8 protein-coding genes are annotated in these 14,314 nt (G+C 52.8%); 4 read left to right on the top strand and 4 right to left on the bottom strand.

Going from position 1 to position 14,314, the window contains the following annotated elements:
• Positions 1 to 26 precede the first annotated feature (26 nt).
• Positions 27 to 1,097, bottom strand: coding sequence for a glycosyltransferase family 9 protein (locus tag VI01_RS09555; RefSeq protein ID WP_045814945.1), 1,071 nt, complete (start codon positions 1,095 to 1,097; stop codon positions 27 to 29).
• Between the two features lie 931 nt (positions 1,098 to 2,028).
• Positions 2,029 to 2,787, bottom strand: coding sequence for a YdiY family protein (locus VI01_RS09550; protein WP_052696988.1), 759 nt, complete (start codon positions 2,785 to 2,787; stop codon positions 2,029 to 2,031).
• 987 nt (positions 2,788 to 3,774) lie between these two features.
• On the opposite strand from VI01_RS09550, the gene VI01_RS09540 reads away from it, so the two are divergent.
• The 3 genes from VI01_RS09540 (at position 3,775) to VI01_RS09530 (ending at position 10,003) form a co-directional block, all read left to right on the top strand.
• Entirely contained in the window at positions 3,775 to 4,947 is a 1,173-nt protein-coding gene (locus VI01_RS09540) for a glycosyltransferase family 4 protein (RefSeq protein WP_045814942.1), read from the top strand.
• Positions 4,948 to 7,629: 2,682 nt separating this feature from the next.
• Entirely contained in the window at positions 7,630 to 7,944 is a 315-nt protein-coding gene (locus VI01_RS09535; RefSeq protein WP_034823397.1) for a hypothetical protein, read from the top strand.
• A gap of 505 nt (positions 7,945 to 8,449) precedes the next feature.
• On the top strand, positions 8,450 to 10,003 hold the full coding sequence (locus tag VI01_RS09530; protein WP_045814941.1) for a diguanylate cyclase: 1,554 nt from the start codon (positions 8,450 to 8,452) through the stop codon (positions 10,001 to 10,003).
• Positions 10,004 to 11,421: 1,418 nt separating this feature from the next.
• Here VI01_RS09530 and VI01_RS09520 read toward each other — a convergent pair.
• On the bottom strand, positions 11,422 to 13,203 hold the full coding sequence (locus VI01_RS09520; protein ID WP_045814939.1) for a sensor domain-containing phosphodiesterase: 1,782 nt from the start codon (positions 13,201 to 13,203) through the stop codon (positions 11,422 to 11,424).
• A 342-nt stretch (positions 13,204 to 13,545) separates the two neighbouring features.
• Between VI01_RS09520 and VI01_RS09515 the strand changes: the two genes are divergently transcribed.
• Positions 13,546 to 13,734, top strand: a complete 189-nt coding sequence (locus VI01_RS09515; protein WP_045814938.1) for a hypothetical protein — start codon at positions 13,546 to 13,548, stop codon at positions 13,732 to 13,734.
• Positions 13,735 to 14,022: 288 nt separating this feature from the next.
• Here the strand turns inward: VI01_RS09515 and VI01_RS09510 are convergent, their stop codons facing one another.
• On the bottom strand, positions 14,023 to 14,229 hold the full coding sequence (locus tag VI01_RS09510; RefSeq protein WP_045814937.1) for a DUF3606 domain-containing protein: 207 nt from the start codon (positions 14,227 to 14,229) through the stop codon (positions 14,023 to 14,025).
• Positions 14,230 to 14,314 lie beyond the last annotated feature (85 nt).

Here is a 14,314-nt window from a genome sequence, read left to right as displayed (position 1 = left end):
CGGTCCGGATTTATAATGGGCTGAGTTCAGGCACTGGCAGGCGAGGCAGAAATCCATGCACCGGTGCCTGGCTCACCAGACGAGTTGATAAGCGGATCGATCGCACGAATGACGTCTTCTGGGCTGATGTCATTCACGTGTTCACGGCTGCCCCGCAGAGTCTGATGAGGCACATGCCAGGGATGCCAGTGTGCCGGATCGCTGTTGCCATATAATGCCACGACCGGTAATCCGAGCGCGGCTGCAACATGTACGGCCCCCCCGTCGCTGCTCACCACTGCTGAACACAGGGAGAGCGCGGCTTTGAGTTCTTCCAGTGTGCGGGTAGGCACGGCCTCAAGTCCGTAGCCCGCCGCTAGTCCGGTGATGTATTCCGCCTTAATGTCGTCGCCCGGGTGCATGGGGTTCGAGCTGTCGCCGGGTGACCAGAATAGAAACATGCGGCATCTGTAGCGCTCAGCGATAAGGCGGGCAAGCGTGATAAAGTTACCGGCGGACCACTGCTGGCGCGGTTTTCGTGCGCTTATCTGCAGGGCGATAATTCGCTCATCCGGCGTAACGCCACAGGTCATCCTGAACTTCTTTACCAGATCAGGGGCCGGGTAGACGCTGCTCTTCCCGGGGTTAAACCGGCGCAGCGGCGGTACGTCCGTTACGGCTGCAGCTAGCCTGAAAAGCCTTTCAGCAACGTGCAGGGTGCCCTCAGCCCGGGACACAAGCCTGTCAATCAGCGGATGTGCTTCATCCCCGAATGCGATAACGCGCTTAGCGCCTATGCCGGCAGCCCACTTGACCGAATGCGAATCCCAGGACGATTTAGCGATAATCACCGCGTCATATTTTTCCTTTCTCAGCCTGAATATGGTTTTTATTCGTACGGCGGCAGCCATGATAACGCTGATCAGGTTTTTACAGTGTTTGGATTTGCTGTACTCATGCACCTTACGGATATGCGGATTATGGCTGAACACCGGCGATGCATAGCTGTTTGTCAGCACATCTGTGGTCGCTCCGTGGATGGCGGACAGGTGCGCAATGAGCGGCGTGGCAAGTATGCTGTCGCCTATGTTGTCTCTGCAGATGACCAGTATCTTCACCTTAAATTACCTTTTTGAAATGATTAACGAAGGGTAAGAGTCCGGGTAATCATTTCCGTTCAGGGAGGCCTGAAGGTTTTTCACCGAATTTCATATTCAGTGCATTAGGCTTACAATTGACATAACTTCCGCTGTCGCGGATAAATTTTTTCTCAGAACAATATTCCTGACACCGAGTTTTGCGTGAAGCATGAAGTCTGACCTTTTCTCTGAGACACTACTCAGTCGCCATAAGGCCGTATACGGTTAAAGCTGTTAAGACCAGAAATCATCCCGGCGTCAGAACGGTCTTACTGGCCATTATTTGAAGCTGCGCTGACGGGCCGATTACCAATGCGCATATACATGGTCGCCGGCGCGCTGTATGTCCGGCATTGAGCTACTGTTATTATCCGGACTTTTTTGGCTGAGGTCAGCCGACTGAGCGGAAGGTGGCCACCGCTGAAGCGCGTCTAAACTCCCTGCTTTCCGGGACGGTAGTGATGCTCTGGAAACAATCTGACATCGTTCATGTGACTGTGTGTCAGCCCCTGGAGTGGAAGGTTTTCGGCGGTGCCCCCGGAAGACGGGCAAACGTACTGCATCATTCCCCCTGCTGAAGTTCACCTGGCCTCAGGGAGCAATCTTACTGTCTGAGGTCCGCCGAACGTCCATCCTCAGGCAGGCCGCTGACTCCGCCTGCTGTCTGTATTACGCAGATGCTGAACGTCAGCCTGACCTGCCTCCGGACCCGCCGCTAGGGCCATATCCCGTCGGAAAGTGGTACTGTTCAGCTTAACGCCACTAGCAGCAGAACCATTTTTCTCATCTTCATCTCCTCAGAAGCCATCAGCGTATCAGACAGGATGTCAGGCAGAACGCGTGGTTTGATAAGGTATCTCCAGGGGGAGCGAAAATTGATGTCCCGGTTCCGGAATGCAATATCGCTGCATCAGGGAATGTTATAAACAATGGAAACCTGCGTTTTTGTGTCGGTTTTATCCGGCGCCGTGGAAGGCGGCATGGAATTGTGCGTGTAGTTATACGTCACTTTCAGGGCGAACCTTTTATTTAGGTCGACTCTCAGGCCGGTTTCGGAATTGAGAGTGGAATCCCTGGAAGCAAGCACTGAAACGCCCTGTATAAAATAAGCATCGTCAGTGAGTTTGTAAGAATAGCTGAGGGCAGTATAGGCAAGCGCATTGGTCGTTTCGTTTCCGTCAGTGAACTCATCATGCCTGACGCCAGGGCCGACCTCAGCGCGCAGAGTATGAAGCGGCCCGCTGAATATCTGCCTGCCGTATCCGGCTACCGTGGTGTAGCGGCCTCGGTACCCGTTGAATCTGTCGCCTGACCACCCGCTCTGTCCGAAAAGGAAATTTTTGCCGTCCAGGTTATGCCGCAGGCGCAGGCCCGCCTGATATTTCTCGGAGGAGCGGGTGTCATCAGAGCTGTAGTTGTAGGCTTCTCCCCAGAGGCTGTAAGCGTTCGCCCTATCAAACCAGGTCAGCGTTGAATCAGCCGAAAGGGTGGACGTACGGGAATTACCTCCCTGATGGGCGTAGCTGCCCTGAACGTTACCTGCAAAATCACTTTCAGCCGTGGAAGGATCATCAGGAACGGTAAAAATGTCTACGCTGGCCGGGGCCCCCGCCGAAAAAAGGCTCAGGGCAAACAATGGAATGCCGCGCATTGAGGTCAATGCTTTCAATTCATCAGCTCACATGTAAAAAAATAAAGCTTATACGGACTGAAAATCTTTTCCTGCGGGAAGTCGCTAAGGTATCGTAAAAATCATTAAGGATTTCATAAAGATGGGAGGGGTTATTCACGCCATTGTGTGACCTCGGCCAGCAGCACGACCGGCACACAGACGCGGGTCAGTCCGTTACCCAGCGCAGCCACGAGTGCGGGGCTCAGGGATCCGACCGGCGGGATGGTGCTTGGAGCCCGTCATCTTCCGAATCGCGGCGCCATTACCTGACTTAGGATGCCACCCTGACTCAGAAACAAAGGTGATGGCAGCCAGCGCGACCATCTGCATCAGCCGGGTCACAGACAGGCTCTCCATCCAGCCTGCCATCCGTCAGAGAGATGAAGCGGATGAGTGTACGGGTGACTCAACTGCAGCGCATGCAGCCCGGCAGGAGCGCTGAAAAGCTGCATGGGAAAAATGGTATCCGTACAGAAGAGCGCATCAGTGCCCTGCGGGTGGAAACATCAATGTTTCAGGTGAGTAGCATCACCCTTTAATCCCTGAGTTGCTGCACCATTATTTCGCCTGTAAATAACTGGCCCACCCGCTTCCGCGCGAAACACCTGTTCTGTCATCAGGCAACGCCACCCTCCCGGTGCGCGGCTATCACTTCCTCCCGAATACTACGTTTCGGCCCCTGCGTCGTGGCTGTATGCCTGAACTGTGTTCCTCCAGAAACAAGTATCAGTACCAGAACTTTCTGAAAAATTCTGTTCCTAAGAAATACCTTTCTGCGCGGTAGAGGCCCGGAGCCCGGGTTAAACCGGGTTGTCCTGCAATCTGCACTGCTCGGGCATTTCTCTGAATGTTCCCTGAATGTGAAACCGCCGCTGGAAAATTAATGTCATCTGATCAAAAGTCGCATTTAGATATCTTTACGTTATAAGAAGTTAATTTACGTTGCGTTCATCTTTTGCCGATTTGTATCACGCCGGGGGAAATATGAAAATCATCGTGGGGGGTACGGGTTACCCTGAAAAAAGAAACATCCTGACTGATGGTTTACATGACTATCAGGACTACCGACTCAGGAATGTCTGGACCTGGGCCAACGCTGTCAGACAGAAGTTACTGCGCCGCAACAAGTTGTTTATCTTTCGTCCATTTCCCTTTTTCTCCTCAGATGACGCAGACATCATTCATCTGTTCAATGAGGTCGCAACCGGTGCGGGCAGCTGGGTGGCAACCTTTGAAACCGAACTGCCCCGCGTCCTTCCGATCAGGGGGATTGATAAATTCACCAATCCCGAACTGTCCCGGGAGCTCAGGCATGTCAGCTCACCGGGCTGCAGGGGTATCATCGCTATATCCGAAGCCACCCGGCAAATCCAGTTGCAGTTACTTGAGCACTTTCCGGCTGAGCGGTCGGCTATCCTTCCTAAACTGCACGTCCTGCATCCACCTCAGCCGGTTCTGCAGGAGAGGATCGCAAAGACGGTGGGAGGCCCGCTGACCTTTACCTTTGTGGGAAATGAGTTTTACCGGAAGGGAGGCGCTGAAGTCGTGCTTGCTTTCAGTCAGCTGCTCAGGGAAGGCGCGCTCAGCGCGAACGATGTGCGTGTCAATATCGTGGGCGATACGAGCAGGACGCACAACGTGGGGCACGGAAATTTTCAGGACGACGCGACGTTTCGGGGAAGTATTGAAAAAGCGCTCCGCGAAACGCCGGTCTTTCAGCCATTCACCTCTCTGGCCAACAACGCGGTACTGCAGCTTATCCGGTCCACTGACGTCGGGCTGCTGCCCACGTGGCAGGACACCTACGGATTTTCCGTCCTTGAAATGCAGGCGTGCGCCTGTCCGGTGATCACCACAAACATCCGGGCGCTACCGGAGATTAATCCGGACGAAGCGGGCTGGATGATACGCTGCCCGCTGAATGGATCGTTCGAATTGAGCGTAAAGTCTGAGGAAGAGAAACAACGGCTGCGCATAAGCATGGTAGAACAGCTTAAAAGGATAATTATGGATATCATGAAAAACAGGGCCCAGCTTGAGAGTAAGTCAGCAGGTTCATTAAGGCGCATACGCGCAGAGCACGATCCCCGTCTTTTTCAGCAGCGGCTGAACGCGGTGTACAGGGGAGAAAAAATGCCGGAACCTGCCAGAAAATGAAGCATGTACCCGGATGGATCCTGGCATTCATTCTGGTCGCGACAGCCCTGACGCTGATACCCCATGGCATCCGGGTCGTCAGGGAGCACGTAAAACCCTGGGTGCAGTACTGCCGTGACCCTTTCACTGCCAGACATGCTGTCATCCGATGTGCGGATATTGAGCCCTGATGTCCCCGGACTGAGCAGCAGCGATCGCGCCGGCGGCAGAAAGGCACCCCAGCGACATCGATACGCCGGATGATGCCGGCGCCGGAGGTACTCGCCCCATGCGGCGATTCTTTCACGCCGGTAATTAATGTAAACCATAGCAGTAAAAAAGCCCGCACAGCGAGTGAGCTAAAGCGCGGGCAATCTTTGGGGGTAACTATCGAACCCTCTGGTTTGTTACCATCATGCACTTTCCAGCAACAAAAGTTGCAATCTGAGCCGACTGGACGAAGAAAATAAACCGCTTCTGAAAATGGATCGGGCGTTCAACTGCGGTTTGTGATGTACAACATCACATCACTCATATTGAAGGGATATGGAACGCTATTAGAAAAAACTGAGATCGTTATATAACCTGAATTTAATGTAATGGTATGATTTTTAGCATTAAGAATTAACCACGTATGTAAAGTGTTAACTCTTGGATCTTATTGTAAATATCAGAAATCCTTAAGACAGTAAGTCCCGATTATACCTGAATACAGATGTGACAGTTTTGGAGGCAAAAAAAAAGCCCGGGCAAGTGAGTCCGGGCGGCATAATTAAATTCCTGATATAACAATAGAATGTTGGTAATTCCGAGGAGAACCGGAACGCTCTTATGATAGAGGTGGTTCCTGAATAGTCCAATCGTTAGTCACAAAAAAACCCGCGCAGAGGCGGGTAAAAAATTCGTTCAACTGGAAATTCTCTTTTCGTACGCATAACGCTTGCTGTGTGTATATGAATACGTCGCTATTATAGCAACATAAACTTGAGCGTTTTGAAAAGTTCCATGATAAGAATTTACTGGATGGATTAGCCGATTTGGTACGGTTTCAGAAGTGATAGTTTCGTAATTAAAAAATCCCGGCACTGATGGCGTCCGTGCTGCACATAGGGTGCCAATCATGATCAATCGGAGTATGCCGTTAATACAGAGAAGTAGAAGCGACATTTTGATATTAGGGTGAGCCCGTAAAAATTCCAGCGAAGCGGTACAATCAGTGACGCAAATCTTTAGGTCAGTCAACTCACAAACATACGCGCTGATATCGCGGTTGCTGAATTTTAAGGGCGCATTGTCTGCAGATCCAGAGGGATGACTGCGTCAGCAGTATTCGCACAATATCTTTAAACAATACAACGCCGCACAGCCCGGCAAGCTTCTCGCTATTAAGCGTCGGAACAAATCAGGTTAGCGCTCGCGCATGAGCTGAACCGCACGTTCAGGAAGGCCTGCAGGCGGTTAATATTTGCTGGGCCAGCCGCGTCACCTTTCAGCCATGACCGTCGTACCGTCTGTACGATAGCTCTGAAGCAGTCGACGACTCTGTATGTTGAAAATACCACAATTCTCAGCAATAAGGTGGGTTGTCATTTGCCGGTCGACAAATTCCTGATTGATTTAAGCCGATTAACTGTGTCATTAAAGAAAAAATCCCAACAAAAAGTTGCCACGACAGGATCATCATCAGGTAGCCTGACTCGGATAGGTCAGTAGCTCTTTGTGGCCAGTGCACATAATTATACCTATCATGAAAGCTGCAGGTTCTGCTACCTATCAAGCCTGACAGCCATGAATTAATTAAAATATTCTTTCTCAAATATATTCATCGGGTCACATATTCTGAATGTCACAGCCCCTTTTAGGGGGGGTTATTATATCAGATTGGATAACTCAATTTGTTTTTGATCCCGCTGAGAGGCCTTACTGTACCTAGAAGATTTAGTCTGACTCTGTTAGCCGAAAGAAGTTTTTGCACTCCGTATGTGATTGAATTAGAAAATTGCGAGCGGGAAGTGAAAAAAGTCCGCTTTACGCTAAAATTAATTTCCCATTACTGGAAATTCAGGTCACATCAGACAGCTATGAACTATAATGACGTTCTTCCATGCGAAATGGTAGGGAAATATTTCTCTGGTAGTTTTTCATCTTATAAGAAACTCATGACGCAGGTTATCTCTGTTGAACGTAACGGTGGAGGTTTCCTTGTTACACACACTTTCAACGGCCGCATCAGGAAAACCGCCTTGTCTGTGTTCAGGCTTCGCTTTCCTTTTATTTCTTAACCGTTTTTACTCACGTGCTGTCATGGATATTCGATTTACATGAGAGCTGGCTCTGATAAGCGTTGCGCTGAAGGCATCCTGTCAGCGTACGAAATCTCACTTTACCGAAAAGAGAAACTGCTGGGTATCCTGACATCAGAGAATTTTGCGAACTCTCACCGGACAGTTCAGCATTACCGTATCGCTGACATAGTACGGAGTCGATTTTAGGTCAGATAAATCCTTTATCCGGTTGCTGGATCATCAAAGTGTCCCGTGGGGAGGTAATGTCATCATCAGCGCATGAGGCAGCATGCCTTGCGATCCGGGGTTTACTGGAATGACCACATCTGGCCTTGAGAGGATCTATTGGGGATTTTAATTTATACAGTTTCTTTAACCTATACTTATCGTTAATTCCGGGATTCAGATGAGGGTACAGATGAACAGTTTACTTACGGTTGAATATGAAGTTCAGATAAAAAGACTGGCTTGTCTGCATCAATCAGGAGAGGAATATCAAATCATCAAATCTGATATAAATGCAGCACTAATGCATCTGAGCGGAGAGATTGGTCTAGATCCCGGAGACCGGGTTGCGACATGGAGTGAGCTGCACACCTCTCTTAAGAGGTCTCTTTTAATCTCTGCTGACCCGCACTGGATTAATGTCATCCGGTTTGCCCTTTCAAGGATAAAATCCTACAAGCAAAATGCTCTTGTATCCCGTTCGGGTAAAAGAACGGCTCATACTTGATGGCTATTCAGGCGCTTCATAAGCTTAGTGGCCATCGCGCTTATTAGCATTAGATAGACCCCCGAAGATCCCTACTTTAGTCTAAGGTCCCGTTTGCGCGGGCTGTTTTTCTGTGTGGTCAGTGAAAGCTTTCTCTCAGAAAGACGCGCGCCAAAGCCGGTGAGCGGGGTTCAACTCTTGAGTTGGAGTGGAGGTGTGACAGCAATGTTGCATAACGTTCGGCCTGAAGACCAGTCAGTAATATCTCATTGATTTGAGCCCCTGACAAATTCCTGCAAATTAAGATAACCGGGCTTTTGATCAGGTCGGTTACCTTGCAGACATGAAATCAGCCCGTTTCAGAGATGGCTTCCGGAAGCCAGCTTCTTCCATATGAGGCAGTTTATATCGTACAGGTCATGCTATCTAACACTCTAAACGGCAGCCTTTTACTGGTGTACTTGCGGCTTCAATCAGGTGGTTTATCGTTATATTGTAAAAATACTTCCTGCGGACTTTGGTCGCTATGCTTCCTGGTAAATTACGTCTCCGTACGTTGCTCATATTACTTTCCGTCGGCGGAGTGATACTGACCGCCTGCCTGCTGCTCGGATCGCTGCTGATTTTTCAGAAGGGCAACATCGAGGACAGCCTGCTTGAGAGTAATATCGCCTATGCGCGCAAGCTCGCCGACACCACCGATCGTTATCTGAGCACGGCGCAGCGTGAGCTCGCCTGGAGCGCCGGGCAGATTAAGGGGCTTAACGATCCGGGACACCTTCGGGACGAGACCGAGCGCTTGCGGCTGCAGTCGGGCTTTTTTAATACTGTAGTGGTGGTTAACCGCGACGCCGTTATCGCCGCGACCTCGCCGGAAAGCCTTAGTCTCATCGGCATAAAGCTGCATTCCGACGCCAGCAGACAGGCCATCACCACGCAGAAGCCGTTTATCTCATCGCCCTTTACCTCTGCTACAGGTAACTACGTGATCTTCCTGTCTCAGCCTCTGTTTACACCGGACGGAAGTTATCTGGGCTACATAGGCGGCACTATCTACCTCAAAAAGCAGAGCATGCTGAGCGACATTCTCAGCCTGCATTTTTACGCCCGCGGATCCAGCGTTACCGTCGTCAGCAATGACGGCCTCATTATATTCAGTCACGACCCGGCTCGAGTGGGAAGCAGAATGGCGTTAAACTCAGCGTTGCAGAAGCGACTGGCCACAACGGATAGCGGGCGGTTCAGCACGGAAGTTGACGGGCAGAAGTTCCTGACGGGTTACGCCAGCCTGCATAATACCGACTGGAACATTTTCATTGCAGGAACCTCTGAAACAGTCCGGGATATCCTGGTGCGAACCGCAAAAAATGCGCTGTGGTTCCTTCTGGGGATCATTGTCCTGACGGTCGCTCTGGTGATCCTGGTGGCCGGGCGTATTGCCTATCCGCTGGAGAAGCTGGCCGGTATGGTGCGAAATGAAGGCAGTGAAGCGTCGTTCGATTCGGTACCGGCCTGGTATTATGAAGCCGACAGCCTGAAGGAAGCCGTACAGTATCACCGTCACGCGGTGGCGGCTCGCATGGCTGCGCTCAGCGACGAGGCCATGAGCGATCCGCTTACCGGGCTCTGCAACCGCCGTGGCTTTACGCTGCTGGCAGACAGGAACCGTGATGACGCAACTCAGTGCGTCATAGCCATTGACATCGACCACTTTAAAAAAATCAACGACTGGTACGGCCATGAAGCGGGTGATGCGGTACTGGTAAGCCTTGCCGGCCTGCTGCGGCAGACCTGCCGCGCGGGTGACGTGGTCAGCCGTTTTGGTGGAGAAGAGTTTATTGTCCTTCAGCCCCGGACGTCAGTGGAAGATGCGGCCCGGACAGCGGAGCGCATCCGCGAATTAGTCAGCTCCACAACGTTCCCGTACGTGGGGGTCATGACGGTCTCTGCAGGAGTAGCCGCGCTGGCAGACAGTGCCGGAGACAGGGATACGATGCTTCGCCGGGCAGACGAAGCACTCTATCAGGCGAAGAGCGCAGGGCGTAACGCGGTGATTGTAGCAGATCCCTGGAGTGTCTGACGTCGTGAAGAGCAGGGATCATGAGCACGCTTCTTTTTTGGCAACATTTCTGTCGCTGGGGGCCCGCGATTAAGGTCCAGAGCAATGTAAAATTCTTTGTGAGGGCCCCCTCTGCGCTGTTTTTGTTGTTTGATGCTCAGCAATCTGAAATAGTGTGAGGAGTGACTCTGTTCTTTAACTGCATTGCTGCAATCAGCGCCATACATTAACAGAGAGAGCCTTTGCGGTTATAATCTGCATCTCTAAGACCTGATTCGCCGGATAAGCAACAGCACTGTAAAAAGGTTATGATAAAACTGGCTCCGAAGCATTTTCGGCTTCTTTCCCTGATGCAGGAAAGAGAATCGGTACCGGCAGACATAATGCCTGCCGTAATGGCGACGCTGATAAGACTGCGGCTGGCCGAATTTTTTTACGGCGAGGAATGGCGAAGGGTCAGTGAGCGCTACCGCCTGACGGCGAGGGGAAAAAGGGTTCTCATGGCGTACGATGCCAGGATTAAGCGGGACCAGCAACGCAGTAAATGTCAGGGAAGCAGCAGGCGGTGCGAGAAAAAACCTGAGTCTGACAAAACGTAAAATTTGGCAGCAATTAAGCCAGTATACGTCAGCAGGCCGAACTTTGTTCCGGACTGCACACATGCTCCCACGTAAATAACTTTTTTTTTATAAAAATCGTTTTTCTTTTCATTTTTCCCGAGCAGAAGAAGTCATTATCTCTGAACCCTGAGAGAACCACTGCTACAACGCTTATCCACAGATGACAGTCAGTAAAGTTATCTGTCTGCACGGTTTACAGATAGGCTAGTCATCACCCTTGACGAAGGGTTCACACGAACTAAGCTTTTCCTGATTCTAATAACAACTGCAGTATGAAATCCGCATTGCTATGCCGCGCCCATCAGCGCGGTTTTTTTTATGCTAATAATCACCTTCCTGACTGTTAAGACTCTAATCGTCAGGAGTGAAACAAATCATTAAATGTTTTTTTCATCTATGTTACCGTCATCCCGCGATCATCCTTGTCGCGAATTTCTTTGCTTTTTTCCGCCCGACATACCTGGTCAGGTTGCGGGACTTTTTTATCATCTCCCTGAGTCAGTGCCCCTTTTTTGCTTTTGCTGCCTATTAACGGCGTCGCAAGTTGAGTCCGGACTTCGGTAGCCCGCAGAATCTGATCCAGCTCCCCTTGTAGGTGTTACTGACTGTTCTGATAACGCGTTGCGCCATCAATGGCCATCAGCACGGTTGCCTACATCCGCGCTTACCGGCTTAATACCGGCAACCGTATCATTGCCGAGCTTTAGGCGCCTGAAGAGGCATTGCGCAGCATGCACAGCCAGGGCATGTTGATGAGGTCATTGTGCATTCCAGGGCAGCCTTCCGTCAGCAGGGTAGCTCATTCCTGCGCGGCCGTTGTCAGCACTGACCACGCAGCTTCCAGCCCAGCCACTCGTCGAGTTCACCTTCCGGCAGCGGTCGGGAGTAGAAGAAGCCCTGCGCCTGGTCGCAGCCGTACTGCGTAAGTGCGTTAACCGTTTCTGCATCCTCCACCCCCTCTGCCAGCACCGTGTAATCCAGCTCCTTCAGCATCGCTATGATGCTACGCGCGATGATGCGCGATGCGGTGTCTGACGAGATTTCGCTGATGAGCGTGCGGTCCAGTTTGATGACGTCCAGCGGCATGCGCCGCAGGTAGCTGATATTGCTGTAGCCGGTGCCGAAGTCGTCCAGCGAAATGCCAAATCCCCTGAGCTTCAGCATCTCCAGACCCTGCATCGCCGCCGGGCTTTCAATAATGCGCTCGGTCTCCAGGCACTCTATGCCCAGCAGCGAAGTGGGCAGCTTTGCCCTGATCATTTTTGCTTCCAGTGCGTCGGCAAAACCCTCACGCGAAAAGTCTCTGCAACTGACGTTGATGGTCAACGGGAGCTGGATGCAGCTATTGCGCAGGCGGGCAAGGCGCGCGATCGCGCGATCGGTTACCCAGGCTGTAAGCGTGCTGAGCAGCTCAGTCTGCTCAGCCAGCGGCACAAACAGCGCGGGAGAGAGTTCGCCGCGCTGAGGGTGACGCCAGCGCGCTAGCACCTCCAGGCCCACAGGGCGGCCGCTCTGCAGGCAGATTTTGGGCTGGTAGGCGAGCCACAGACCTTTGTCTTCCTGCAGAGCAGCTGCCAGATCGTTTATCAGGGTAAAGTCCTGGGTGTGACGGGCATCGGATGCCGGGCTGAAGCGCATCGCGGGAACGCCGCGCCCGATGGCTTCGTGCAGGGCACTGACCGCGCGGCGTAGCACCTCCTGCGCCGTAATGCTGCCCGTGGTAAAGGCCACCTCGCCGGTGTGGGTGCTGAGCGCCACGGCGATGCCGTCGCCCAGGTCGGCGCTGATCCCCTCCAGTCGTCCTGCCACCCAGTCCGCGGTGAGCCGGCTGTCGTCACGCGTCAGCACGGCAAAGCGGCCGGTGGCAACGGTGTAGAGCAGCTCGCCAGTGGCAGGACGCAGCCGCAGCGGCAGCAGCGTGGCTACGTCCTTCAGCAGGCTCTCCACCGGACCCATGCCCATTGAACGTGCGAGCTCATAGGCGCGCGGCATGTCGATGCAGTCAATCAGCACCAGCCGGCGCGGCGTATTGTCCCCCGCCACCGCCAGATACTGAAGGTCACGGATAAGGCGCTGGCGGTTAGGCAGGGCAGTGACCGGGTCAGCAAACCCGGCGGAGTGCCAGGCCTCCAGAAACGACATCACCAGCGCGGCCAGCAGCTTCAGGGTGGTGACTTGCTCAGCGCCAAACGGGTGCGGTGCGGTGTCCGTGACGCACAGCGTGCCGAGCACGATCCCCTCCCGGTTTTTGAGTGGCACGCCGGCATAGAAGCGGATGTAGGGCGCGCCGGTGATGAGCGGGTGCGTCACAAAGCGGGCGTCCAGCCAGGTGTCGGGCACCACCACTGCGCAATCATTATCCACCGCGTGGCGGCAAAGGGAGTCTTCACGCGAGGACTGCGTGAGGGTGAAGTTGTGTGCGGCCTGCACGTGCTGGTGCTCGTCGTCCAGCACGGAAATAAAGCTTCCGGGGATGCCGAGCGCCTGGCTGGCCAGCCGGACAAACTTGCGCAGCACGTCATCGCGACTTTCATCGGGACTGCGCAGCGCTTTCAGCGCCCGCGCGCGGCGATCGTCGTCGCCGTTAAGATTCATCAGCATGGGTTCCTCCGCCCCGGCCTGGTTCCGGTGCGAAATTATAAAGGTAAAGTGGACGGTAACGAACCGTTACAAAAGGCAGTAACTGCGAAAGGAAAACACGATTAAAAACTTTCTTATGGCGCTTACTATAGGCGTTGTCTGGTCTGATGTCATGCTTATTTTGTTTAGAAAATTATTTCAAGTAACGCGATTCTTTAATTTTATCGTTGGGGGGTGTCCTTTTTTAATTATTCCTGCCAGACTCCTGTTAAATAAATGTAGCGTACAATTTAATCACGCGCGCAATTAAAAATAAATGATAATGTTTTTTTTAAAAAATAATAACAACACTGGGGAAACCTTATGCAGCTGCTTAGACACTTTACCATCCGCCGCGTCGTGCTTTGGATGATGATCCTCTCACTGACAGCAGTGGCGCGGGCCGGCAGCTACGGCGCGATGACGCTGCGTGAGATGTACCGCCTCGCCGACAGCGGCGATGCCACCATGAACGAGGTGCTGCACGGCCTCGGCGGGGTCAACGCGCGCTGATTGGCTAGATAGATCTGGCCCCGTAATAGAAGAGCAAAGCCATAGCGCAGGTCATGCTGGCGGTCGCGGAACTTAACCGCATCACGCTGCAGAACGCCGCCCCGGTACAGGAAGTTTCCGCCACCGCGGGCAACCTGAGTGGGCAGACGACCGCGCTGGGCGGTGCCATTACCCGTTTAAGGTGCTGGAAGAAGAGGGCTACACGGCTGCCGCAGCGTCCGCCCCGCCGGTCAGCTTAAGACGGGCTATCCCGCCATCCAAAGGCGAGTGGGTGGCCTTCGGGCATCATTAACGTGTGGTGCGCGGCGGGGGATTTTTCTCCAGCCACGCCCGCACGCGGTCGGCTTCCGGGCCCGCCTCCCGCACGGCCCGGGTGAGACGCTCCTGAGTCGTACGGAGCTCCAGCGTCCAGAAGGTGATCTGCCATTGCTCCCGGATGTCTATGCGGCTCAGGTCGGCGGGTACCCGCCGCTGGATATAATCACGGTTTTTCATCAGGTTATCCTTTTTATCGGTACAGGGTGTGGCGGCGCCTTAAATACGGCCACCGGTAAGCCCTGCCTATCCTGGCGAATAATCA

Source organism: Pantoea sp. SM3 (assembly GCF_000963995.1).
GTDB classification, from domain to species: Bacteria; Pseudomonadota; Gammaproteobacteria; order Enterobacterales; family Enterobacteriaceae; genus Pantoea; species Pantoea rwandensis_B.
Note: the sequence above shows the minus strand (reverse complement) of the source record. Positions and strands in the feature narration are given on the sequence as shown.

What these genes read in the sequence shown, in the direction of transcription:
- VI01_RS09530 (WP_045814941.1), top strand. Translation starts at nt 8,450, where the DNA reads ATGCTTCCTGGTAAATTACGTCTCCGTACGTTGCTCATATTACTTTCC.
- VI01_RS09535 (WP_034823397.1), top strand. Translation starts at nt 7,630, where the DNA reads ATGAACAGTTTACTTACGGTTGAATATGAAGTTCAGATAAAAAGACTG.
- VI01_RS09510 (WP_045814937.1), bottom strand. Translation starts at nt 14,229, where the DNA reads ATGAAAAACCGTGATTATATCCAGCGGCGGGTACCCGCCGACCTGAGC.
- VI01_RS09515 (WP_045814938.1), top strand. Translation starts at nt 13,546, where the DNA reads ATGCAGCTGCTTAGACACTTTACCATCCGCCGCGTCGTGCTTTGGATG.
- VI01_RS09540 (WP_045814942.1), top strand. Translation starts at nt 3,775, where the DNA reads ATGAAAATCATCGTGGGGGGTACGGGTTACCCTGAAAAAAGAAACATC.
- VI01_RS09520 (WP_045814939.1), bottom strand. Translation starts at nt 13,203, where the DNA reads ATGCTGATGAATCTTAACGGCGACGACGATCGCCGCGCGCGGGCGCTG.